The 23,727-nt window shown below is 68.0% G+C and carries 22 protein-coding genes; 2 read left to right on the top strand and 20 right to left on the bottom strand.

All coding sequences use genetic code 11. The features are described 5' to 3' along the window. Window positions 1-161: 161 nt before the first annotated feature. The 6 genes from L0966_RS18630 to L0966_RS18605 form a co-directional block, all read right to left on the bottom strand. Window positions 162-1,106, bottom strand: coding sequence for an electron transfer flavoprotein subunit alpha/FixB family protein (locus L0966_RS18630; protein ID WP_234053537.1), 945 nt, complete (start codon window positions 1,104-1,106; stop codon window positions 162-164). After that, window positions 1,106-1,855: an electron transfer flavoprotein subunit beta/FixA family protein gene (locus L0966_RS18625; protein WP_234053536.1), complete on the bottom strand. Its 750-nt coding sequence runs from the start codon at window positions 1,853-1,855 to the stop codon at window positions 1,106-1,108. Before L0966_RS18625 ends, L0966_RS18630 begins: the two co-directional genes overlap by 1 nt. A gap of 135 nt (window positions 1,856-1,990) precedes the next feature. Beyond that, entirely contained in the window at window positions 1,991-2,737 is a 747-nt protein-coding gene (locus L0966_RS18620; RefSeq protein ID WP_234053535.1) for a rhomboid family intramembrane serine protease, read from the bottom strand. A 135-nt stretch (window positions 2,738-2,872) separates the two neighbouring features. Beyond that, window positions 2,873-3,451: a cob(I)yrinic acid a,c-diamide adenosyltransferase gene (locus tag L0966_RS18615; protein WP_234053534.1), complete on the bottom strand. Its 579-nt coding sequence runs from the start codon at window positions 3,449-3,451 to the stop codon at window positions 2,873-2,875. Between the two features lie 42 nt (window positions 3,452-3,493). Beyond that, window positions 3,494-3,688, bottom strand: coding sequence for a twin transmembrane helix small protein (locus L0966_RS18610; RefSeq protein ID WP_234053533.1), 195 nt, complete (start codon window positions 3,686-3,688; stop codon window positions 3,494-3,496). Window positions 3,689-4,611: 923 nt separating this feature from the next. Next, window positions 4,612-5,055 carry a host attachment protein gene (locus tag L0966_RS18605; RefSeq protein ID WP_234053532.1) on the bottom strand — a complete coding sequence of 148 codons (444 nt, stop codon included), beginning with the start codon at window positions 5,053-5,055 and terminating at the stop codon, window positions 4,612-4,614. Between the two features lie 270 nt (window positions 5,056-5,325). Between L0966_RS18605 and L0966_RS18600 the strand changes: the two genes are divergently transcribed. Next, complete coding sequence (locus tag L0966_RS18600; RefSeq protein ID WP_234053531.1) at window positions 5,326-5,619, top strand: hypothetical protein; 294 nt, start codon at window positions 5,326-5,328, stop codon at window positions 5,617-5,619. 1,781 nt (window positions 5,620-7,400) lie between these two features. Here the strand turns inward: L0966_RS18600 and L0966_RS18595 are convergent. The 9 genes from L0966_RS18595 to L0966_RS18555 all read right to left on the bottom strand — a co-directional run bounded on the left by L0966_RS18595 (window position 7,401) and on the right by L0966_RS18555 (window position 17,988). Then, entirely contained in the window at window positions 7,401-9,770 is a 2,370-nt protein-coding gene (locus L0966_RS18595) for a Tex family protein (protein ID WP_234053530.1), read from the bottom strand. Between the two features lie 250 nt (window positions 9,771-10,020). Further along, entirely contained in the window at window positions 10,021-11,358 is a 1,338-nt protein-coding gene (locus L0966_RS18590) for an aspartate aminotransferase family protein (RefSeq protein WP_234053529.1), read from the bottom strand. Window positions 11,359-11,399: 41 nt separating this feature from the next. Next, the gene (locus tag L0966_RS18585; protein ID WP_234053528.1) at window positions 11,400-12,383 is read right to left on the bottom strand and encodes a phosphotransferase; all 984 of its coding nucleotides are present in this window, start codon (window positions 12,381-12,383) and stop codon (window positions 11,400-11,402) included. A 12-nt stretch (window positions 12,384-12,395) separates the two neighbouring features. Next, a complete protein-coding gene (locus L0966_RS18580) occupies window positions 12,396-13,094 on the bottom strand; it encodes an isochorismatase family cysteine hydrolase (RefSeq protein ID WP_234053611.1) in 699 nt (232 codons plus the stop codon). Between the two features lie 2 nt (window positions 13,095-13,096). Continuing rightward, window positions 13,097-13,927 carry a DeoR/GlpR family DNA-binding transcription regulator gene (locus L0966_RS18575; protein ID WP_234053527.1) on the bottom strand — a complete coding sequence of 277 codons (831 nt, stop codon included), beginning with the start codon at window positions 13,925-13,927 and terminating at the stop codon, window positions 13,097-13,099. Continuing rightward, a complete protein-coding gene (locus L0966_RS18570) occupies window positions 13,924-14,724 on the bottom strand; it encodes an ABC transporter permease (protein WP_234053526.1) in 801 nt (266 codons plus the stop codon). The genes L0966_RS18575 and L0966_RS18570 overlap by 4 nt, the downstream gene beginning before the upstream one ends. Beyond that, window positions 14,724-15,641, bottom strand: coding sequence for an ABC transporter permease (locus L0966_RS18565; RefSeq protein WP_234053525.1), 918 nt, complete (start codon window positions 15,639-15,641; stop codon window positions 14,724-14,726). The genes L0966_RS18570 and L0966_RS18565 overlap by 1 nt, the downstream gene beginning before the upstream one ends. Window positions 15,642-15,657: 16 nt before the next feature. Further along, window positions 15,658-16,737 carry an ABC transporter ATP-binding protein gene (locus tag L0966_RS22585; protein ID WP_234053524.1) on the bottom strand — a complete coding sequence of 360 codons (1,080 nt, stop codon included), beginning with the start codon at window positions 16,735-16,737 and terminating at the stop codon, window positions 15,658-15,660. 108 nt (window positions 16,738-16,845) lie between these two features. After that, window positions 16,846-17,988, bottom strand: coding sequence for a PotD/PotF family extracellular solute-binding protein (locus tag L0966_RS18555; protein ID WP_370640785.1), 1,143 nt, complete (start codon window positions 17,986-17,988; stop codon window positions 16,846-16,848). Window positions 17,989-18,252: 264 nt separating this feature from the next. Between L0966_RS18555 and fabG the strand changes: the two genes are divergently transcribed. Beyond that, a complete protein-coding gene (gene fabG, locus L0966_RS18550) occupies window positions 18,253-19,032 on the top strand; it encodes a 3-oxoacyl-ACP reductase FabG (protein WP_234053522.1) in 780 nt (259 codons plus the stop codon). 72 nt (window positions 19,033-19,104) lie between these two features. On the opposite strand, the gene L0966_RS18545 is transcribed toward fabG, so the two are convergent. From L0966_RS18545 to L0966_RS18525, 5 genes are read right to left on the bottom strand one after another with little or no spacing between them, the layout of a single operon-like run. Then, entirely contained in the window at window positions 19,105-19,704 is a 600-nt protein-coding gene (locus L0966_RS18545) for a HupE/UreJ family protein (RefSeq protein ID WP_234053521.1), read from the bottom strand. Window positions 19,705-19,744: 40 nt separating this feature from the next. Then, the gene (gene hypE, locus L0966_RS18540) at window positions 19,745-20,803 is read right to left on the bottom strand and encodes a hydrogenase expression/formation protein HypE (RefSeq protein WP_234053520.1); all 1,059 of its coding nucleotides are present in this window, start codon (window positions 20,801-20,803) and stop codon (window positions 19,745-19,747) included. After that, window positions 20,800-21,924, bottom strand: coding sequence for a hydrogenase formation protein HypD (hypD, locus tag L0966_RS18535; RefSeq protein ID WP_234053518.1), 1,125 nt, complete (start codon window positions 21,922-21,924; stop codon window positions 20,800-20,802). Before hypD ends, hypE begins: the two co-directional genes overlap by 4 nt. A gap of 11 nt (window positions 21,925-21,935) precedes the next feature. After that, window positions 21,936-22,238 carry a HypC/HybG/HupF family hydrogenase formation chaperone gene (locus L0966_RS18530; RefSeq protein WP_234053516.1) on the bottom strand — a complete coding sequence of 101 codons (303 nt, stop codon included), beginning with the start codon at window positions 22,236-22,238 and terminating at the stop codon, window positions 21,936-21,938. Window positions 22,239-22,257: 19 nt separating this feature from the next. After that, entirely contained in the window at window positions 22,258-23,727 is a 1,470-nt protein-coding gene (locus L0966_RS18525) for a sigma-54 dependent transcriptional regulator (RefSeq protein WP_234053515.1), read from the bottom strand.

Genomic DNA, 23,727 nt, shown 5'->3' with positions numbered 1-23,727 from the left:
GCAGCGCGGGGGGCACCGCTGCGGCCGTGATGTTCCTTCCGAGCACGAGGGGCTCCGGCGCCCTCGTGCTCCTTGTCGTCATGTCCCGGCGGAACCCTTGCGAGCCCGGCGGCCTAAGGTCCCGCCGGCGGGCGGCGGAACCAGGTCGGGACCTTGGGCGATCAGCCCTTCACCTTGGCGATCTCGGCCTTCAGCTCTGGTACCACGGTGAAGATGTCACCCACGAGACCATAGTCGGCCACCTGGAAGATGGGGGCTTCCTCATCCTTGTTGACGGCAACGATGACCTTGGAGTCCTTCATGCCGGCCAGGTGCTGGATGGCGCCGGAAATGCCGAGCGCCACATAGAGCTCGGGGGCGACGACCTTGCCGGTCTGGCCCACCTGCCAGTCGTTGGGGGCGTAGCCCGCGTCCACCGCGGCGCGCGAAGCGCCGACAGCCGCGCCCAGCTCGTCCGCCAGCGGCTCGATCAGCTCGGCGAACTTCTCGCGCGAACCCACCGCGCGGCCGCCCGACACGATGATCTTCGCGGCGGTCAGCTCGGGGCGGTCGGAAGCGGCGATGGCCTCTTCCACGAAGGTGGAGAGCGCGGGATCCGCGGCCACGGCAGCGGCCTCGATCGGCGCCGAGCCGCCTTCGGCGGTGGCGGCGAAGGAGGCGGTGCGCACCGTGATGACCTTCTTGGCGTCGGTCGACTTCACGGTCTGGATGGCGTTGCCCGCATAGATGGGACGCTCGAACGTGTCGGCGCCGTCCACCTTGATGATGTCCGAGATCTGCATCACGTCGAGCAGGGCCGCGACGCGGGGCAGCACATTCTTCACCATGGCGGTGGAGGGGCCGACGATGGCGTCATAGCCGGGGGCGAGCGCCACGATGAGCGCGGCCAGCGGCTCGGCCAGGCGGTGCGCATAGAGCGCGTCGTCGGCCAGCAGCACCTTGTTGACGCCGGTGAGCTTGGCGGCGGCCTCGGCAGCGGCCTTGGCATCCTTGCCGGCCACCAGCACGTCCACCGGCGCGCCCAGGGCCAGGGCCGCGGTCAGGGCCTTGGCGGTGACGCCGTTGAGAGCGGTATTGTCGTGTTCCGCCAGAAGCAAAGTCGCCATCAGATCACCCCCGCCTCGTCCTTGAGCTTCGCCACCAGTTCGGCCACCGAGGCCACCTTCACGCCTGCCTTGCGGCCGGCCGGCTCGGCGGTCTTCAGCACCTGGAGGCGCGGCGCCACGTCGACGCCGTAGTCCGCCGGGGTCTTGTCGGCGATGGGCTTCTTCTTGGCCTTCATGATGTTGGGCAGCGACGCATAGCGCGGCTCATTGAGGCGCAGGTCGGTGGTGACGATGGCCGGGCCCTTCAGCTTGATGGTCTGGAGGCCGCCGTCGATCTCACGGGTGATGGCGAAGCCGCCGTCTTCCACGACCACCTTCGAGGCGAAGGTCCCCTGCGGCCAGCCGAGCAGGGCCGCGAGCATCTGGCCGGTCTGGTTGCAGTCGTCGTCGATGGCCTGCTTGCCGAGAATCACGAGGCCGGGGGCCTCTTCGCCCACCACGCCCTTCAGGATCTTGGCGACGGCGAGGGGTTCCACCGCGGAATCGGTCTTCACCAGGATGCCGCGGTCGGCGCCCATGGCGAGAGCTGTCCGCAGGGTTTCGGAGGCCTGGGCCGGGCCGATGGAAACGGCCACCACCTCGGTCGCCTTGCCGGCTTCCTTCAGCCGCAGGGCTTCTTCCACGGCGATTTCGTCGAACGGGTTCATCGACATCTTGATATTGGCCAGCTCGACGCCCGAGCCGTCCGATTTCACCCGCACCTTGACGTTGTAGTCCACCACCCGCTTCACGGGCACCAAGATCTTCATAAAGGCGTGCTCCCCGTCTAACACCATGGAGGTCCCGAGCGCGCGCGAGCCGCGCCGGAGGCTCCTCCTTCCTTCGGGTTCCCTGCATTGCAGCAAACCTTGGGGCGGGCAACGTAGGAGGGGCCCGAAACCGTGTCAACGCTGGCGAAAATCGCCCCGGGCCTTGTCCTCTCCGCGCACCGAGGGCGCGCCGGATGGATCGGGATCAAGCAGCGCGACGCCGGGCCGGCGCATCACCAGCACCAGCACCCCGCCCGCCAGGAAGCCGCCGAGGTGCGCGACCCATGCGGTTTCCCCCTCGCGGGCCATGACAACCTGCCAGATCTGCACCGCCAGCCAGACCCCGATGATGAGATAGGCCGGCACCTTCAACGGCACCTTCATGAAGACGAGCGCCCACAGCCGGACGTTGGGGTGCAGCACCAGATAGGCGGCGATGACCCCGGCCACCGCGCCCGAGGCGCCCACCAGCGGCCCTTCCGCCTCCGGCTGGACGACCACATGGGCGATGGCCGCCGCCACCCCGCACAGCAGGTAGAAGAGGAGGAAGCGCAGGTGGCCCAGGGCGTCCTCCACATTGTCGGCGAACACCCACAGGAAGGCCATGTTGCCGATGAGGTGCAGCCAGCTGCCGTGCAGGAACATGTAGGTCACGAGGGTCAGGTCGGCCGGTGGCGCCAGAAAGCCCTCCGGCAGCACCGCCAACCCCGACACCACCGCCGGGATGGCGCCGAAGGAGACCATGCCGGCTTCCTCCGGGTGGCCCGAAATGCCCCCCTGCAGCAGCGTGTAGACCAGCACGTTCACCGCGATGAGGGCATAGGTGACGTAAGGCCGGCGCACATGTTCCAGGGGGTTGATGTCGGCGATGGGCACGAACATGAGGGCCTCGGGGCGGTCATGGCCGGTGGCGCGAGGCCCGCATGCTAGAGCATTTCCCCGTTCCGCGGAAACGGGGAAGGGTCCTCATTCATTGAGCTGGCGTGTCTTCCTCACGCCAGCTCCGGTCGGCCGCGCTCAGCGGCCGCCGCCGGGCACCCACAGCACGTCGCGGGCGCCGCGGGCATTGGTGTAGCGGCTCGCCACGAACAGGAAATCGGACAGGCGGTTCATGTACTGGATGGCCGGCTTGCCCACCGCGTCCTCGGCGCTGTGGGACAGCTCCACCATCTCGCGTTCGGCGCGCCGGCAGATGGTGCGGGCGAGGTGGAGATGGGCGGCCGCCGGGGTGCCGCCGGGCAGCACGAATGAGGTGAGCGGCGCCAGCTCCGCATTGAGGGTGTCGATATCCTTTTCCAGGCGCTCCACCTGGGCCGGCACGATGCGCAGGGCATCGCCGGGCGCCTCGTTCGCCGCCGCGGGCGTGCACAGGTCGGCGCCGAGATCGAACAGGTCATTTTGAACCCGGTTCAGGATGGCATCGAGGGCCGGCGCATCGGCCAGATGCAGCCGGGCGAGGCCGACGGCCGCATTAGCTTCGTCCACGGAGCCGTAGGCCATCACCCGGAGGTCGTACTTCAGTACCCGCGCGCCGGTGCCGAGGCCGGTGGTGCCGTCGTCGCCGGTGCGCGTGTAGATCTTGTTGAGCTTCACCATGGGTGGAGGTGCCTTCTGGTCGAGAACTGGGGAAGGGGGCGGTCAGTGGTGCATGGCGAACACCGTGGCCGCCACCAGGGCGACCGCGATGAGCTGGGCCAGCACCCGCAGCCGCATGAGCTTCTGCGAGCGGCGCGGGGAGCCGCCCGAGGCGAGATTGTAAAGGCCCAGGAACAGCACGCCGGCCACCACCGCCAGCGCCAGCGGAATGAAGACATAGATGGACCATTGCAGCATGGCGGCCGTCCTCCCCGTTCCGTCCTTGTCGCCCTTTTGCCGAAAGCGGATGGCCGCGCTCTCGCGGAGAGAGGCCGCACGGTTTGGGGGCGGAGTTGCCGCCAGGATAGGGCAGTGCGGGCGTTCCGGCGAGCCCGCCGCGGCGCGCCGAAACGCCTGTGGGGAACGCGAGGGAGGGCGCGGCGGGTGTGGGGAGGTCTGCGGCTGGCCCCGGGCACCTTCGCCGTGGTGGGTGAAGCCGGTGGCGCGCCCCTTTGCTGCTGCGGGAGCGGGCAAACGGCCATCGATGCCGCGGGCCCTGGAGCTGGCTCATCGCCCGGCACACGGCAGCCCGCTCCCTTGGCGGAGCACCTCGATGTCCGGCGGACGTCCGTTTGCCCGGCTGTGGCACCGGTTGCCTTGGCCATTGGGGGGGCTCCGCCACCGCTGCGGCTCGCGCGGTCTGTGGCGCCGGTCCCGGAACAGCAGGAGGCATGGGGCTTCGATGCGCGCGAGCACCCCGGCGCAGCAACCCTGCTTCCGCGCTCATCACCTCGTCCGCAGGGCGCAAGCCGCAAGGCCGGCGGAGCCGCGCCGAGGGCTGGTCAAGCTTAAGCGCACGTGGCGAGAGGTGCGTGGCCACGCGGAAAGCTCGCCTTCAGCGGTTCCGCCTTGCCTTCGTGGCAGGGATAAGGAGACGCACCGGAAATGTGGGCGTGGCCGAGCGACGGAGGACGGGGCTTCGAAAACCTGAAATGGCCATGCGGCCTTGGACGCGCCGCTTCCGCGTCAGCTTGGGCATGCCGGCGCTCTCCTTTAAAAGTGGAAGGCGAACGATGCCGTTATTCCCCCTGTCGTACCTTGGCGTCGCGGGGCACGCCCCCTCGCGATGCGGATGAGCGCCCGCCCTCCGGGGGGGGGCGCTCATCAGTGAAAGCATTGCCTCAGGTGGCGATGCGGCGGGCGATCTCGTCCACGGGCAGTTTCACGAGGTCCTTGGCCACCTCGCCGTCCACCAGTCCCCGCGCCTGCGGGCCGAGGGCGTCGCGCAGGGTGCCGAGGGCCTTGGGCGGGGCGACCAGCAACAGCCGGCGCAGCTCGCCAGCGCTCGCCAGCGCGTCAAGGCGCTCCGCCACGCGCTTGAGGAAGGCGATCTCGGCCTCTGTATGGAGATCGGCCTCCTCGACGGCGCTGCGCGATACGCCCGCCGATTCGTGCACCCGCCCGGGACGCTCGGTGCCGAGCGCGGTGGTGCTCTCGTGCGGCTCGCTCACCGTGTCGACCACCGCGAGCTTGGGTTCGGGCGGGATGCCCGAATCAGCCAGCAGCAGCGCCTTCGCGCCATCGGCCACCACCACCAGACGATTGCATTTGGGGAGCGTACCCATCGACGTTTCTCCTCGTTCTGCCGTGCGTTCCGGCCCTTGATTTCGCCCCCAGCATCGGCGCCGGCGGCCGGCCGTGCCTTGCGCGGGATCAAGCTGCCCTTCCGCCGCGATCACTTCTTGCACGCGGTCCGCCGTGTCTGCGACTCCTTGGCGGCACGGCGCCCTTGCACAGTGTGTCGCACGCGTGAGATCATAATGCTTCATGTGGCGCTCGGCGAAGACGAAACGACCCGCGGGGCCGTGCAGGAGCGCGGAAAAGGGGAAGGGACGATGCCTTTTCTCGTCAGGTTTCTTGTGACCCACGCGGTGGTTGGCATCTCGCTGGCGGTGGCGCTGGTGGGGGCCATGGTGGCGTTCAACGTGGCGGGCCTCGGCAAGCTGGCCAGCACCGAGGACGGCATGCTGGGTCTGGTGCTGCTCACCTTCGGTCTGGGCGTGACCTTCGGCAGCGTGCAGATGGGCTTCGCCGTTATGCTCATGAGCGACGGCAAGGAGCCGCCCCGTGGCCGCCGCGTGCTCTCGCGCCTCGTTCCGCGCACCGTGAAGGTGACCGCGCACCGCTGACGGCGGGTGGCTGATCCGCCAACGCCGGATCGACCGTCACAGGATGACGCCGAGTGCGGCGTGCCCTCCTTCGCTTGAAGGGAGAGTGAGGGCTCACGCGCGTGAATGGGTCGCTGGCGAGAGCGCCTCATCCCTTGGGGGCATAGCGGCCCTTGGGGGCATAGCGGCGCCGTGAGGTTCCGTCCTCGCGCCATTCATTGTGGCGTTTACCGTGAGCATCCGCACGCGCCCCCCTTCGCAGCGGGCGCGCGGCCGGCCTATTGGCATTGTCGCTGCCTCTGGCCCTCCTGATGGGCATGGCAGGGGCCAGCGCCGTTTCAATCGCTGCAGAATGACGGCTTGAGGCGGCGTGGCCTGCGCAGTGCGGTCCTGTCCCTTGTCGCCGCATCTCTTGCCTCGCCCCGCGCCGCCCCGATGCCGTGCCGCAGGCCGAAGATCCGCCGTGACGCGTGTGCGCTGGAACGCTCTTATGGCCGCCTGATGGGGGACGGCGCAGCCGGCGCGTCTCCACTCTTTCAGAAGAGGCGCGAGGCGCAGTGGGCCCGCGTCGCGCGGCCTTGGTTGCCGTGCCGCGCTTTTGCGCCCCTTCTGCCTTTCTTTCCGATCCCTCCGCTGCAAATGCTGGACGTGGGGTGGGGTGCTCCAGGTCGGCGTTATCCGCGCTCCCGGTGGCGCTCTGGTGGGGCAGAACGTAGCCCGCGCGGTTGTCGTGTCTCAGGTAACGCACAGCAGAGTCGCGCCGCCCCGCCCGGCGCCGGATTTGCCCTGCAGATGCGCTTTCGCGGGTGGCGCGCCGCCTTTCCCGCCCCTCCGCCCGCTGGCGGAGGCTATGTCGTTGTGCGGGGGCTCCGGAGTGCAGTCGTGGCCGCCCAGATAGGGCCGTGAAGGAATGCGCGCGGCCTCAATCCTTCAGACCAAGCCCCACAAAGCCGCGATGGTCCCCGCGCGGCGTGCCGCCTCTGCCGATGCGTTTTCGCGGGCGTCGCGCTGCCTTTCCCGCCCCCTCCGCCCGCAGGCGGAAACCGTTTGAACGCGGGGCTCTAAAGTGGCATCGCGGAGGCCGCGATGACGCCGAACCGGATTTGCGTCGGCGAAGCGTTTCGCGGCGCGCCGCTCCTCCGGCTCCCTCTTCGGCTGGCGGAAGCCGTGTCGTTGAGCGCGAGCTCCGGAGTGGCGTCGTGGTCGCCCCGATGGGGCGGCGACGCTGCTCGCGCGGTCCTAATCTTTCAGACGACGCACCTCAGCCGCGATAGCCCGCGCGGTGTCAGTTTTGTCTTGCCGATGCGTTTTCGCGGGCAGCGCGCTGCCTTTCCCGCCCCCTCTGCCCGCAGGCGGAAGACGTGTCGCTGAGCAGGGGCTTCGGAGGGGCGTCGTGGCCGCCCCGATGGGGGGGGCGAAGCTGCTCGGGCCGCCCGATCCCTCAGATGACGCACCGCAGAGCTGCGATGGCTCTGCGCGGCGCCGGGTTTGTTCTGGTGATGCGCTCTTCGCGGGCGGTGCGCGGCCTTTCCCGCTCCCTCTGCCCGCTAGCGGAAGCCGTGTCGGTGCGGGCGGGCTTTGGAGTGGCGTCGTGGCTGCCCCATGAGGCCGGCAGGTACCTCGCACGGCCCCGATTTTTCAGACCATGCGCCACAGAGGCGCGACGGCGCCGAGCCGCGTCGTGTGCGCGCATTGCTTCGCGGGAGGCCGGCCCGCGGCAATCCGCCTCCGCACACGGGAAGGGGGCTGGAAGGCGCCGGTGGGCGGCGCCCGTCCCGCAGATGGAGATGGCGTGGAGCGCGTTATTTGCCCTTGCGCCGCATGGCCTCGGCCAAAGCAGCGCCGAAGGCGCCCTGGTTCGCGCCTTGATCGCGGCCGCTTGGCGCGCGGCGTTGATCGCGCCCCTGGGGGGAGGGGCCGCCCGCGTTCCGGGTGGGGGCGTCCTGGCCCTTGCCGCCGGCGGGGCGGGCGCCGGCATCGTCCTTGCGCATGGACAAGGCGATGCGCTTGCGCTTCACGTCCACGTCCACCACGCGCACCTTCACCACGTCGCCGGCCTTGACCACCTCATGGGGGTCCTTCACGAACCGGTCAGCCAGGGCCGAGACATGGACCAGCCCGTCCTGGTGCACGCCGATATCCACGAACGCGCCGAAGGCGGCCACATTGGTCACGGTGCCTTCCAAGATCATGCCCGGCTTCAGGTCGCTCATCTCGTGAACGCCCTCGGCGAAGGTGGCGGTCTTGAAGGCGGGGCGCGGATCGCGGCCGGGCTTCTCCAGTTCGGAGAGGATGTCGCGCACCGTGGGCAGGCCGAAGCGCTCGTCCGCGAACACGCGCGGATCGAGCGCCTTCAGGGCCGCAGTGTCGCCCATCAGCGCGCGCACGTCGCGTCCGCAGGCAGCCACGATCTTTTTGGCGACCTCATAGGCCTCCGGATGCACGGCGGAGGCGTCGAGCGGCTCGGCCCCATCGGGAATGCGCAGGAAGCCGGCGGACAATTCGAACGTGCGCGGGCCGAGGCGGGAAACCTTGAGTAGCTCCTTGCGGGTCTTGAACGGCCCCACCGTGTTGCGATGGGCGACAATGGCTTCCGCCAGGGACGCCCCCAGCCCCGACACGCGGGCGAGCAGCGATGCGGAGGCGGTGTTGAGGTCCACGCCCACCGCGTTCACCGCATCTTCCACCACCGCGTCGAGGGCCTTGGCGAGGCGGGCCTGATCCACGTCATGTTGATACTGGCCGACGCCGATGGACTTGGGCTCAATCTTCACCAGTTCCGCCAGCGGGTCCTGGAGCCGGCGGGCAATGGAGACGGCGCCGCGCAGCGACACGTCAATGTCCGGCATTTCGGCGGCCGCCACGGCGGAGGCGGAATAGACCGAGGCGCCGGCCTCGCTCACTACCACCTTGATGGGCTTCTTGCCCTCGGCGTCCGGCGGCAGCGCGGCGATGACGTCGGAGGCCAGCTTGTCGGTCTCGCGGCTGGCGGTGCCGTTGCCGATGGCGATCAGCTCCACGTGATGGCGGCGGATGAGGTGTGCGAGCTCCGCCATGGCGCCCTGCACGTCGTTGCGGGGCTGGAAGGGGTAGACAGTGGAGGTGGCCAGCAATTTGCCGGTGCCGTCCACTACCGCCACCTTCACGCCGGTGCGGATGCCGGGGTCGAGCCCCATGGTGGCGCGCGAGCCGGCCGGGGCCGCCAACAGCAGGTCCTTGAGATTGCGGGCGAAGACGTGGATGGCTTCCTCTTCCGCCCGCTCGCGCAGCTCGCCCATGAGGTCGATGGTGAGGTGCAGCGAGAGCTTCACCCGCCACGCCCAGCGCGCCACATCCAGGAGGAAGGCGTCGGCCGGTCGGCCGTTCGCCAGCGGGATCTCGTAGGCCTCGGCCACCAACCTTTCCACCGGCTTGATGGGGGCGGTGGCATCCTCGTCCACCACCAGGTCGAGGGTGAGCATCTCCTCATTGCGGCCGCGCAGCATGGCGAGCACGCGGTGGCTCGGGGCCGTGGCCCATTTCTCCGTGTGGTCGAAATAGTCGCGGAACTTGGCGCCCGCCTCCTCCTTGCCCTCGGCCATCTTGGCCTTGAGCATGGCATTGCCCTTCATATAGGTGCGCAGGCGGCCCACCAGATCGGCATTCTCCGCGAAGGTCTCGACCAGGATGTCGCGGGCGCCGTCGAGCGCGGCCTTCACGTCCGCCACCTGATCGTTGAGGAAGCGCGTGGCGAGCTCAGCCGGCACCGTCGTGCGATCGGACAGGATGGCTTCGGCGAGGGGGGCAAGGCCCTTTTCGCGGGCGATCTCAGCCTTGGTGCGGCGCTTGGGCTTGTAGGGAAGGTAGAGATCCTCCAGCTCGGCCTTGGTGGGCACGGCGAGGATCCTGGCGCGCAGATCGTCGGTGAGCTTGCCTTGCCCCTCGATGGAAGAGAGCACGGTGGCGCGCCGCGCCTCCAGCTCGCGCAGATAGGACAGGCGCTCTTCCAGGGTGCGCAATTGGGTGTCGTCGAGGCCGCCGGTGACCTCCTTGCGGTAGCGCGCGATGAAGGGCACGGTCGCGCCCTCGTCCAGGAGCCCCACCGCCGCGCTCACCTGCGCCGGCCGGGCGCTGATCTCGCCGGCAATGATGCGGGCGATGGCTTCGGTATCACCGTGGGGCTGGGCGGCCATGGGAACTCCTCTGCAGCGCTTTCGAGCGAAGCGGGGACCGGTTCGCGTGAAGAAAGCGCGTTAATTCAATAATCTAGAGCCTTTTCCCAGATTCCGTAAAACAGGGAAAGGCTCCCGGCTTGATTCCAGGGGTCCCGGCCTTAGCCCAGGGTTGAGGCGCTGTCACGGCGGTGATGAAAAACCCACAGAAAAGCCCCCGGCATCGTTTCGGACACCGGGGGCTTGGAACTGGTCGGCCGGGAGGATGGGCTCATGCCCCGAGGATCTGCTCCATGGCATCGGCGAAGCGCTCGGCCTGCTCTATGCTGAGGCACAGAGGCGGGCGCACCTTCAGCACATGGCCGAGGGGTCCGGCGGCGCCGATGAGAATGCCCTTGTCACGCAGCCGGTTGATGAGGGCGGAAGCTCCCGCCGGATCGGGCGCGCCATCCTCCCGCGAGACGATCTCGACGCCCAGATAAAGGCCCGCCCCGCGCACCTCGCCAATGGCGGGGCAGCCGGCGCGTGCGCCTTCCAGCCGCGCCACGATAAAGGCGCCCACCCGGCGGGCATTCTCCATCAGCCCGTCCTCGGCGATGGCGTCGAGCACGGCGAGCCCGGCGGCGCTGGCCACCGGATTGCCGCCGAAGGTGTTGAAATAGCCGAATTCGTCCGCAAAGCGCGCGAGCAGCTCGGGCCGCGTGACCACGCCGCCCATGGGAAAGCCGTTGCCCATGGGCTTGCCCATGGTGACCGCGTCCGGCACCACGCCGTGGCGGGCAAAGCCCCACATATGGCTGCCGGTGCGAGCGAAGCCCGGCTGCACCTCGTCCGCGATCACGAGCCCGCCCAAAGCCCGCGTCGCCTCGAAGGCGGGGGCGAGGAAGCCCACCGGGTCCGCATAGACTCCGTCGGAGGAAAAGATGCTGTCCACCAGCAGGCCGGCGAAGGCAATGCCCTCGTCCGCCATGGACTTGGCGGCGGCGGTGATGGCGGCGGCGAAGCCCGCGCCCACATCCGCCCCGTAATGGCGCGGATGGGGCGGGGGCACGGTGCGCACGTGCGCGGGCGGCGCACCGGTTTTGTAGGAGGAGGGGGAAACCTCCGTCACCGCGCTGGTGTTGCCGTGATAGGCGGTCTCGGTGACGATCACGCCCATGCCGCCGGTCCAGCCCCGGATGAGGCGGAGCGCGAGATCGTTGCTCTCCGAGCCGGTGCAGGTGAAGGCCACATTGGTGAGGGGCGCCGGAAAATGGGCCAGCAGCCGCTCGGCATAATCATGCACCTCATCGAAGAGGTAGCGGGTATGGGTGTTGTAGCGCCCCATCTGGCGGGAGACGGCTTCCACCACCTTGGGGTGGCAATGGCCCACCGAGGGCACATTGTTATAGAGGTCGAGATAGGTGCGCCCGTCGGCGGTGAAGATTTCCGCACCCTTGGCGGCGACGATGTGCAGGGGCTGCTCGTAGAACAGCACCGATGTGGCGCCGAAGCTGCGGCGCCGCCGGGCCACGAGCTGCGCCACGTCTTCGCTGAGGGCGCTGGTGTTGTCCGCCGCGAAGGCGTTGAGGGCGAGGATCTGCTTTTTCGCGCGAGCCGTCTGGCCCATGGGTGCACCTATTCTTTCGTTCGTCTTTGGCCCGGTGGCGGTCAGCCGTGGCGGGCGAGGAAGGCTTCGGCGAGAGCGAGCGTGCCTTCGGTGTAGGGGATGCCCATGGCCTGGCCGGTGGGCGTTTCCGCGTGGGAGGCGACCCAGGCCGTGAGCTGGATGCGCCGGAGCATCACGAACAAATCGAGCTGGTCGGAGGCCTCGGCCGGAAGCGGAGCAACCGTGCGATAGCCCTCCATCCATGCGGCCTTGAGGGCCGGCACATAGGGCTCATGCTCCAGGAAGGAGATGGCGGCGGCGAAATCGAACAGGAACCAGGACAGGCCGCAATCATCGAAATCGATGAGCGCCAGCTCGTCCCCGTTCACCAGCAGGTTGGCGAGGCGCAGGTCCGCATGGACGAGGCCGAAGCTGTCCGGCTGCGAGAGCGGCAGCAGCTTTTCCTTGAGCAGGGCCGCGGTGCGCTCCAGCAGCGCCTGGCCCTTGGCGTCGAGGCCCAGGCTGGCGCGGAAATCGCCCCAATGGGGGGTGTCGCCCAGGGTTGTCTCGAAGTTCCACACCTTGCGGGTGAAGCCCTCCGGCTTGCTCCAGGCGCGGGCATGGGCGTGAAGCTTGGCGTGGATGGCGCCGAGCTGGCGGAACCAGCCCACGAGGTCCTCGCCCTCCGCCGGCTCGCTGCCATTGAGGAACTCGAACGCCACCACATGGCGGGTCGTGCCCTCATCCTCGATATCGGCGATGAGGCCGCCATTGATCAGCGGAATGGGGCGCGGGGTGGTGATGACCTCATCCGCGCGCAGCGCCTCGATCCAGGCGAGTTCGGAGGTGATCTCCGCGCGGCTGTGATAGCCCGGCCGGTGGACGCGGAAGACGAGGGGGCCGGCCTCCTTGTCGGTGACGCGGAAGGTGGCGTTCTCGGAAATGGTGAGCAGCTTCACCTCGGCATCGGTGCCAAGGCCCCAGCGGGGCAGGGCGCCGCGCACGCCGTCCTCGAGCCGCTTCAGGAATTCATCGTCATAGAGCACGCAGGTTCTCCCTCAAGGCCGATTGTCCAGCAACGCCTTGAACTCGTTCAGCTCCATTACGTTGCAATAGATCATGTTGATGATTGCGAGCTCGGCGTCGTGCAGGGCCATGGAGGCGGCCGCGCAGCAGTCCTCCAGCACGATCACGTCGAAGCTCTCGTCCGCGAGGCTGCGCACGGTGGACGCGATGCATTGGTCGGTGAAGATGCCGGCGCAGACCACGGTGCGGATGCCCAGATTGTGCAGCATCAAGCGCAGATTGGTGCCGGTGAGGGCGGAATCCGTGGTCTTGGTCACCACGATCTCGTCACCCACGGGCGCCACGGCGTCCACGATCTGGCTGGCGGCCTCGTCCTTCGGCAGCAGCAGATTGTTGAAGCCGGGCTTCTTCTGGCTCAAAGAGCGGTCGCGCCCGTCGAGCGTTTGGCAGGCGATGCGGGCGTGCAGCACCTCCATCCGCCGGCCGCGGAAAGTGGCGAGGGCCTGGGCGATGTTGGGGATCACCACATCCGCCATGCGGGCGTGGAAGGGCGTCCAGGCATCGTAATGGGCCTGCTCGGCGCCCGAGAGGCTCTCGCGCGCCGGGCGCTCCAGATAGGTGTTCTGCACGTCGATGACGAGCAGGGCCGTGGCCTCCGGCACGATCTCAGGATCTTCCGGCTCGGGCGCGGTGGCATAATAGAGGGAGCGGTGGCGGGTCTTCCAGTTCACGCTCATGGCTCCCCCCTTTTCCTGGCAATCACCAGCTCGGTGCGGGCGCGCTCCATGGCGCGGGCGATGGGGGCGGGCGGCGGCTCGTCGGTGACGAGGCGGTTGATGTCGTGCCAGCGGCCCCAGATGGCCAGCGCCTGCTGGGAAAACTTGGTGTGGTCCGCCACCACCAGCGTTTCCACCGCCCGCTGCATCATGGCCTTGTAGACGGAGGCGGCGCCCGCCTCGGCCTCGCTCATGCCTTCGGCGGTGATGCCGCTGGCGCCGAGAATGGCCCAGTTGGCATTGTAGGACTGCAGGAAATCGATGGTTTCCGCGCCGGTCATCATGCCTTCCCGCCCATTATAGCGGCCCGGGCACATGAGAACGGTGATGGTGGGATTGGCCGCCAGCACGGTCGCCACCGAGAAGGAATGGGTGATGACGGTGATGTCCCGGCACTCCGCCGCCATGCGGCGCGCCACATGGGTGGTGGTGGCGCCGGCGCCGATGGCCACCACCTCATTGGGCTTGAGGAACCTCACCGTGGCGGCGGCCAGCGCCTCGCGCTCCGCCACCATCAGCAGGTGGCGCTCGCTCACCGCGGGCTCGGTGCCCAGGGGGCGCACGGCGCCGCCATAGGTGCGGTTGATGAGGCCCTTCTCGTCGAGTTCCAGCAGGTCGCGACGGATGGTTTCCGTGGAAACGCCGAGCTCGGCCGCCAGCTCCGACACGCGCAGGGTGGAGGAGGCCATCAGCTCGCGCACGATGCGCTCGTGCCGGGCCTTCTTGGAGAGGCGCGCGCGGTCCACCTCCGGGGCCTCGGGCAGCTCGGTGGGGTCGTTCGCGCTCATGCCGCCCGCGCCTTCTTCACGATGGCGCCGAGGAGCGCGCCGCCCAGCAGCACGGCCGCCGCCGCCAGGGTCGCCATGGTGCCGAGCGCCGGAACCATGGGCGAATAGCCCGCCACCATCTTGGCATAGAGCCACTTGGGCACCGTGGAATCCGCGCCGGCCGTGTAGAGCGAGAGCGGGAAATTGCCCCAGGAGAGCAGGAAGGCGAACAGGGCGCCGGACCAGATGCCGGGCCACAGCAGCGGCAGCGTCACGTTCGTCATCACCTCAACGCGCGAGGCGCCGAGGTCGAAGGCGGCTTCCTCCAAAGAGGGGTCGAAGCCGTAGACCTTGATGGCGATGACCAGCGTGACCACCGGCACGATCCACACCATGTGGGCGAACACGGCGGTCATCCACGACGTGGTGATGCCCAGCGCCGAATAGGCCAGCAGCAAGGCAAGCCCGAGCACCGGCTGGGGAAAGAAGACCGGGAGCAGAATGAGCTTCTGGTAAAGCTTGCGGCCCTTCCAGTCATAGCGGGCGAAGGCGAGGGCGCCGAAGAAGGCGATGACCACGGAAAACACCGTCACCACCGCCGCCACCAGCAGCGAATTTTCCACGATCATGGAAATCTCGATGGAATCCGTCGTCTTCTCCCACCATTCCCAGGAAAAGGCGCGGATGGGGAAGGCGAAGTAGCGGCCCTTCGAGACGCTCGCCAGCGCCACGCAGGCGAGGGGCAAATAGACGAGCAGCACCACGAAGGCGGACCACAGGGCGATGAACACCCGGGTGCGCAGCTTGTCCTGTTCCATCAACGCCTCCCCAGCAGCCGGTCGAGATCCAGCCGCGCGAAGACGGCCAGGGTGAGAGCGCCGATGAAGGCCGTCACCAGCACCGCCAGGGCGGAGCCCAGCGGCCAGTTCTGGGCATAGGTGAAGGCGATCTCGATATCGTGGGAGATGACGATCACCGATTGCCCGCCCAAAATCTTGGCTTCCGACACCGCGCCGATGGCCAAGACGAAGGTGAGCAGCATGCCGATGAGAATGCCCGGCATGGCCAGGGGCACTTCCACCTCGCGCCAGATCTGGAAGCGGTTGGCGCCCAGGTCACGGGCCGCGTCGATGAGGTCGCGCGGCACCATGGACAGGCCCAAAGTGAGCGGAAACAGCATGAAGGGCAGGTAGGTGTAGACCATGCCGGCCAGGATCGCCCCCGGCGTGTAGAGCACCTCCGGCGCGCCACCGAGGCCGAGCCACTTCAAGCTGCCGTCGAGCACACCATTCTTGATGAAGAACAGCACCCAGCCATAGAGCCGCACATTCTCCGACACGAACAGCGGAAACACGAACAGCACCGACACCAGCGACGACCAGCGCCCGAACAGGAACACCATGCCATAGGCGATGGGATAGGAGATCACCGCCAGCAGCGCGCAGGTCACCAGCGCGAAGCCGATGGACCAGGCGAAGGACAGCCACACCGTGTTGTCCGGCGAGAACAGTTCCGCATAGTTCGCGAGGCTGAAGGCCCGGAACACGTCAAACGAGCGGGGCGGCGCGAACGAATAGGCGAAGATGGCGATGAGCGGGGCGAGGAAGCCCGCCGCCAGCAGCACCACCACGGGCACCGCGCAGCGCACGCCGGCGGCGGCCCAAAGGGCGGCGAAGCGGGCGGAGAGCGGCGCGCGAGCGGCCTCCGGCGCGCCGGCCAGGGTTGTTTCGGTCATGGCGTTGCTCATGGCGTCACGCCTTCACCGAGATGGCGTCGCGCACGTCCCAACCCAGGCGTACATTGCGATTGGCGGCCGCGGGCAGGGCATTGGAGCGGGAGAGCTCCACCAGCATCACCTTGTCGCCCACCCGCACCTGATACTGGATGCGCGAGCCGAGCGAGTATTCATTATAGACGACACCTTCAAGAGTATTGTCCGCCTCCTCGCCATCATTGAGGAAACGCATGAATTCAGGCCGCACCACCACGAAGGTGCTGTCCGCCTGGGGGGCGTCCTTGGGCGGCGCCGCGCGGAAGGCGCCGGGCAGGTTGACGCCGCGCCAGCCCTCTCCCTCGCGCTTCAGCTCGATGACGTTCACCTCGCCCACGAACTCGGACACGAAGCGGTCCACGGGGGCGGCATAGATCTCTTCCGGCGTGCCCACCTGGATCAGCCGGCCCGCGCGCATCACGCCGATGCGGTCCGACATCACCATGGCCTCTTCCAGCGAGTGGGTAATGTAGATGAAGGTCTTGCCGGTCTCCCGGTGCAGGTCCTTCAGTTCCTTTTCGAGGATCTTCTTCAGCTTGTAGTCGATGGCCGAGAGCGGCTCGTCGAAGAACAGCACTTCGGGGTCATAGGCCAGCGCCCGGGCGAGCGCCACGCGCTGGCGTTCGCCGCCCGAGCACTTCATGACGTTCTTGCCATAATAGCTCGCCGGCAGGCGCACGATGGCCATCAGCTCCAGCGCGCGGGCCTTGCGGGTGGCGGCGTCCACGCCCTTGATCTTCAAGGGGAACTCGATGTTCTGCCCGACGCTCATATGGGGGAACAGTGCGAGCGACTGGAACACGAGGCAGGTGGGGCGCTTGTTGGCGGGCACGTCATTGATGCGCTCGCCATGCAGCGTGATGTTGCCCTCGCTGGGCGCCTCCATGCCGGCCAGCATGCGCAGCATGGTGGTCTTGCCGGAGCCCGAGGGGCCGACGATGGTGAAGAACTCGCCCTCGAAAATGTCGAGGTCGATCTTCTCCACGGCCGCGAAGTCGTTGAAGGTCTTGCGCACGCCCACGAGCTGGAGAATGGGCTTTTTGTCTTTGATGTCGGTCACCTTAACTCTCGCTCATGTGTGTCGTTCTGGCGGCGGTGGGGTGTGGCCCCTCCCCGGATCGGTGGGGAGGGGCCCAAGGCGCCGGTCAGGCGCGCCCCGGGGGCAGCCTCAGCCGCGCACGCGCTTGGCGGCGGTCATGATGTCGAGGGCCTGATCGTAATCGGGCACGATGTCGTATTCGACGCAGCGGGCCATGTCCTCTTCCAGGCTGTCCCACTGGATGGCTTCCAGCTCGGTCTTGGTGAACAGCTTGAAGCAGTCCGGATTGCCCATCTGGGTCACCGGATTGTAGGTGCCCTCGGCAAACGCCACCGTGTGCGCCACCTCGGGCTGCTGCACATATTTCAGGAAGGTCTCGGCCAAGGGCGAGAGCTGGGGATTGTTGACGAGGGAGGTCACCTCGATCCAGGCGATGCCGCCCTTGCCGCCGGCCATGGGGCCACGCAAAGGCGTGATGCCGCGCATTTCCGGATAGCCGTCGGCGCGGGCGGGGGAGACTGAATAGGTGCCGCCGGTGAGGTGCAGGTCGATCTCGCCGGAAATGAGCGCCTGGTTCATGGCCGCGATGTCGCCGATGAGCTTGGCGCCCTTGAACACCCGCTTGGCCGTCTCCTCGAACTTCGCCATCTCGTCCGGGGTGTGCTTCTTGAACGGGTCGATGCCCGCCACCACGAACAGGCCGAAGACGTTCCAGTCATCGGATTCCAGGATGCCGTATCTGCCGGCGAGCTTGGGGTCGTTGAACAGGTCCCAGCCCACGTCTTCGGCGGTCTTGCGGTCGATCTTCTTGGTGTTCACCACGAAGGAATAGGGTCCGAACCGCTGACACATGCCCAGCAATTCGGTGCCGGAATCGTCCATGGCCCACTTATAAGGCGGCTTGAACTGGGGGAGCATCTTGTCGAAATAGGGCTCGAAGGTCTCGCGCGGGAGCGGCCTGATCAGCTTCTCCGGGTACATGACCTTGCGGGCCCAGGGATTGTTGACGTTGATGAGGTCCCACACATTGGTCTCGCCGGCGCGCAGGCGGTTGATCATGGTGGGGTCGTTGGTGAGGCTTTCGGCCTTCACGGTGGCGCCGTGGGCCTTGCGGAACGGGTCCAGCACCTGAGCCGAGTTGTAGCCCTCCCAGCACAGGATGTTCAGATCCTTTTCCCGGGCCGCGAAGGCGCTGCGGGCGCCCGCGAAAGGAGAGGCCGCGAGGGCGAGACCGCCCGCCGCCATGCCCTTGAGAACTGACCGCCGATTCATCGTCATGGAGTTCGCCTCTGGCTGCTCACGCATCTGGAAGGGGTCCCCGGGGCATGCCTCCCCCGTGGCCGCGCCGGCTGGTCCGGGCGGGCGAAAGGGCTGCTCAAATGTGGGACTCTTGTTGAACTATGTTGGATGTTAAACGCCGACTGTTGGGCTTTACAACACCTTTTTAGCCGGGCAAGCTGGTTTTTGCCAACTTTCGCGCCAGAGGGCGCATCTGCTCAAAACTCGTCCAAAAAGCTCACCTAAGGGGAAGTCAGCATGTTGAAGGCGCTCGCGGGACGCACGGTCATCGTCACCGGCGGCAGCAAGGGGATCGGCAAGGGCATCGCGAAGCGCTTCGGCGCGGCGGATCTCAATGTGCTGGTGGTGTCCCGCTCGCTGAAGGAGGCAGAGGCCACCGCCGCCGAGATCGGTCCCAATGCCTCGGGCTTCGCGGCCGACGTGTCCGATCCAGAAGAGTGCAAGGCGTTCGCGCAGGCGGCCTTGGAGCGTTATGGGCGCATTGACGTGCTGTGCGCCAATGCGGGCATCTTCCCCGCGGCCAAGCTGGACGTGATGACGGCGGCCGATTTCGACCACGTGATGAATGTGAACCTGAAGGGCACCTTCCTCTCGGTGGCGGCGGTGATGCCGGCGATGAAGGCTGCCAAGTGGGGGCGGATCGTGGTGACGAGCTCCATCACCGGCCCCATCACCGGCTATCCCGGCTGGGCGCACTATGGCGCCTCCAAGGCCGGCCAGCTCGGCTTCGTGCGCACCGCCTGCATCGAGCTGGCGCCCTGGGGCATCACGGTGAACGCGGTGATGCCGGGCAACATCAAGACCGAGGGGCTGGATGGCCTGGGCGCCGATTATCTCGCCAAGATGGAGGGCTCCATTCCCCTGAAGCGGCTGGGCAGTGTGGATGACATCGCCAATGCGGCCCTGTTCTTCGCCTCCGAGGAAGCCGCGTTCATCACCGGCCAGACGCTGGTGATCGATGGCGGGCAGGTGCTGCCCGAATCGCTCATGGCGCTGGAGGAAATGGCGGTGGTCTGAGCCCCTGCCAGAAAATGAAAACGGCCCTCTCCCACGGGGAGAGGGCCGTTTTTTGTCGTAGGCGTCAGCGCCTCAGAGCACGCCGCCGATGAGGGCGAGGCCCGCCACCGCCACCGCCGCGCCGGCGCCGCGCACGAACCTCTCGCCATGGGTCTCGCCGAAGCGGCCGATGGCCATGCCCAGGCCAATGCCCGCCACATGCAGCAGGCCGGTGGCCAGCATGAAGCCCAGGCCATAGCTGAGGCCGGAGGCATCCAGCGGCATTTCCGTGCCGTGGGCGTGGCCGTGGAAGATGGCGAAGAAGCCGGCGAGCGCCATGGCCACCGCCAGCGGCGCCTTGAGCCCGAACGCCACCACGGCGCCCAGCACCACCACCGACAGGCCGATGCCCAGTTCCACGAACGGCACGTTCACACCCGAGACGCCGAGCGCGCCACCCACCGCCATCAGCGCCACGAAGGTGGCCGGCACCGCCCAGATGGCGCGCCCGCCCAGCTGCCAGGCGAAGATGCCCACGGTGACCATGGCCAGCATGTGGTCCAGCCCGCCCAGCGGATGGCCGAAGCCGTGCACGAAGCCGTGGGTGGCGCCGACCCCGGTATGGGCGAAGGCGAGGGTGGGCAGGGTGGTTGCAATGGCGGCCAGAAGGGCCGTGCGGGAGAAGTGACGCATCAAGGGGGCTCCTTAGGGTCTTGGGGTTCTCAATTCGGGTTCAACAGATGCGGGGGAGCTGATCGCCGACCAGCATGTCGACGATGCGCTCGCCCCCGAAACGGGTTTCCATGGTGACGCGGCCGGGCCGACCGTCGCTCACCGTGCCGATGATGGCGGCCTCGCGCCCCAGGGGATGGGCGCGCAGCGCGGCGAGCGCGGCCTGCGCCTCTTCCGGCGGCACCACCGCGAGGATCTTGCCCTCATTGGCGAGATAGAGCGGGTCCAGCCCGAGGATCTCGCAGAAGCCTTGCACCTCCGGCCGCATGGGCAGAGAGAGCTCGGACAGCCGCACGCCCACCGCGCTCGCCTCCGCCAGCTCGTTCACCACGGCCGCGATGCCACCGCGGGTGGCATCGCGCATCATGCGGATGCCGGGAGCGGCGGCGATGAGGGTCTCGATCAGCCCGTTGAGCGGGGCGCAGTCGCTCTCGATCTCGGTGTCGAGGGCGAGGTCGCCGCGGGCATTGAGGATGGCGGCGCCATGGTCGCCCAGAAGGCCGTTCACCAGCACCACGTCGCCGGGCCGGGCCCTGGTGATGCCCACGTCGAGGCCCGAGCGCACCACGCCGATGCCGGTGGTGGTGATGAAGAGTTTGTCGCAGGCGCCGCGCGCCACCACCTTGGTGTCACCGGTGGAGATGGACACCCCCGCCGCCCGGGCGGTTTCGGCCATGGAGCCCACCACCCGGCGCAGCACCTCCACGTCGAGCCCCTCCTCGATGATGACGGCGCAGGAAAGCGCCACCGGCACCGCCCCGCCCACCGCAAGGTCGTTCACCGTGCCGCAGATGGCGAGCTTGCCGATGTCGCCGCCGGGGAAGAACAGCGGGTCCACCACAAAGCTGTCGGTGGTGAAGGCCAGCCGGTCGCCCTTCGCGCTGAGGGCTGCTAGGTCGAAGCGGGCCTGATCCTCGGGCGCATCACGCCTTTCGCCGGAGAAGGGGGCAAGGAACACGTCGTCGATGAGGTCGCGCATGGCGCTGCCGCCGCCGCCATGGGCCAGCGTGATGGTCTTGGCCCCGAAAGCGCGGCGCTTGGGCGAGGGATGGGCGCTCATGCGGCTTCTCCCCTCAGCCCGCCATATTGGTAATAGGCCGCGCAGGCGCCCTCGGACGAGACCATGAGCGCGCCGAGCGGGGTTTCCGGATTGCAGCCCTTGCCGAATTCGGGGCAGGCCCAGGGCTTGGCGGCGCCGGTGAGCACCTCGCCACAGCGGCATTGGGCGGGGTCGGCCACCTTCATGTCGGGCACCGCGAAGCGCCGTTCCGCGTCGAACGCCCCATAGGCCTCACGCAGCCGCACGCCGGACCCGGCGATGGAGCCCAGGCCCCGCCACTCGAAAGTGGCGCGCGGCTCATAGACCTCGTTCACCGCCTTCAGCGCCGCGGGATTGCCCTCCACGGGCACCACGCGAGCATATTGGTTCTCTATGCGCGCTTGCCCGGCCTCGATCTGCCGCAGCACCATGAGCAGGGATTGCAACAGGTCAATGGGCTCGAACCCGGCCACCACCAGGGGCTTTTTGAATTCCTCGGCGATGAAGCGGTAGGGCGTGGTGCCGATCACCATGGAGACGTGGCCCGGCCCGATGAAGCCATCAATGCCGAAATCCTCCTGGGAGAGCAGCGCCCGCAGTGTCGGGATGATGGTGATGTGGTTGCAGAACAAGGAGAAGTTCTCGACCTTCTCCCGCGCCGCCCGCAGCACTGTGAGGGCGGTGGACGGCATGGTGGTTTCGAACCCCAGGCCGAAGAACACCACCTGCCGGTCGGGATTGCGCTTGGCCAGAGTGAGCGCGTCCAGGGGCGAATAGACCATGCGCACATCGGCGCCCTCCGCCTTGGCCTGGAGCAGGCTCTTCTTGGAACCGGGCACCCGCATGGCATCGCCGAAGGTGGCGAAGATCACCTCTTCCCGTTCGGCGATGGCCACGCAATCGTCCACCCGCCCCATGGGCAGCACGCAGACCGGGCAGCCGGGGCCGTGCACGAACTCCACGAGATCCGGCAACAGGCCTTCCAGCCCGTAGCGGAAGATGGCGTGGGTGTGCCCGCCGCACACTTCCATGATGGCGAACGGCTTGTCGCGCCCGCGCTCCAGGCGGGCGGAGATGGCCTCGATCTCCTTCACCAGGGTCTTGGCGAGGGCGGGGTCGCGGAATTCATCGACGAAGCGCATGGCGTTCCTCCTCAGCGGGCCGGTGCGGGGACGGGCTCGATGCTGCCCGTTCGCAGGGCCTCCATCTCCGCTTCCGCCTCGCCGATCTCGGTGAGCACCTTGAGGGTGGCGGCGGCCTCCTCCTCGTCGATGATGCTCATGGCGAAGCCCACATGCACCAGCACCCAGGCGCCCACCAGGGCTTCGAGGGGTTCGCCGGGCGGGGCCACGCACACCACGTCCACGGTGCGGCGCACGCCGGAGACGTCCACCACGCACAGCATGGCGTCCGCGTCGGCGACGGCGACGATGCGTCCTGGAATGCCGAGGCACATGGCGGTTCTCCGTTCTTCTTCAGTGCGAGCTGGCGAAGGTGGCGCCGCGGGCGATGCCGTAGCGGTCGAGCTTGGCGCGCAGACCCACCCGCGAGAGGCCCAGTTCCTCGGCCGCGCGGCTCTTGTTCCAGCGGCAGCGCACCAGGGTCTCGGTGAGGATGGAGGCTTCCATCCGCTCGATGCGGTCCTTCAGCGGGCCGCTCTCGGGCAACGCGATGCTTTCCGGTTCCGCCCGCGCGGTGGTGACGGCGGCGGCGCGCAGAACGTGGGGAGAAAGCAAATCGGCGCCCAGCATGTCGCGCTCGGCCAGCACCAGCATGCGGGTGATCTCGTTCTGCAATTCGCGCACATTGCCGGGCCAGTCATAGGCCTTCATGCAGCCGAGCGCTTCCTCGCTGAAGCCCTTGGCACGCTTGCCGTGTTGGGCGGAGAGCGCGTCGAGGATGCTCTGCGCCAGCACCGGAATGTCGCCGCGCCGCTCCCGCAAAGCCGGCAGCGTCAGCACCATGGCGCAGAGGCGGTAATAGAGGTCCTCTCGAAAGCGCCCCTGTCCCACTTCGCCATAAAGGTCGCGATGGGTGGCGGCGAGCACGCGCACATTCACCCGCTTGGATTCGTTGGAGCCCACCGGGCGGATCTCGCCTTCCTGCAGGAAGCGCAGCAGCTTCACCTGGAAGGCGGGGGAGATGTCGCCGATCTCGTCCAGCAGAATGGTGCCGCCATCCGCTTGGTCGAGCAGGCCGACGCGCGTGACATGGGCGCCGGTGAAGGAGCCCTTCTTGTGGCCGAACAGCTCGGATTCCAGCAGGTCGTCCGGGATCGCCCCGCAATTCACGGCGAAAAAGGGCCGGTCCGAGCGCAGGCTGGAATAATGAATGGCGCGGGCCAGCAATTCCTTGCCGGTGCCGGTTTCGCCATGGATCAGCACCGGCACGTCGAAGGTGGCCACCTGGGCGGCGCGGGTGCAGGTCTGTGACAGGGGGCTGCCGGGGGCGCGGATGAGCGTGTCGAAATGGAAGATCTGCGCCACCCGCTCGCGCTGGGCGGCGAGCCGCGCCTCGGCGGTGGTGGCGGTGAGCTTCATTTCCAGGCTCAGGCGCTCATGCTCGCGCTGCAGCTCGAACAGATGGGCGGCGTTGCGCGCCGCCAGCAGCAGCTGGTCCGGATGCCAGGGCTTGGGGATGAACTGGTAGATGCCCGCCGCATTGATGGCGCCGATCATGTCCTCCGGCTCGCTATAGCCGGTGACGATGATGCGCAGGATGTCCGGCCAGCGCTCGCGCACCTCGGTGAGGAGGGCGACGCCGGAGGTGCCGGGCATGCGCTGGTCGCAGAAGATCACCTGGATCCACTCGTTTTCGAGGATGCGGCGGGCCTCGTCCGCGTCGAGGGCGGTGAAGACGTCGAAATCCTCGTCGAGCACCCGCGCGATGACTTCCACCGAGCGCGGCTCGTCGTCCACCACCAGGATGGCGGGGCGGCGGGTCAT

This window comes from Xanthobacter sp. NM-59 (assembly GCF_021401125.1).
Taxonomy (GTDB): Bacteria; Pseudomonadota; Alphaproteobacteria; order Rhizobiales; family Xanthobacteraceae; genus Xanthobacter.
The sequence above is the reverse complement of the archived record's forward strand: the minus strand, read 5'-3'. Positions and strand labels throughout refer to the sequence as shown.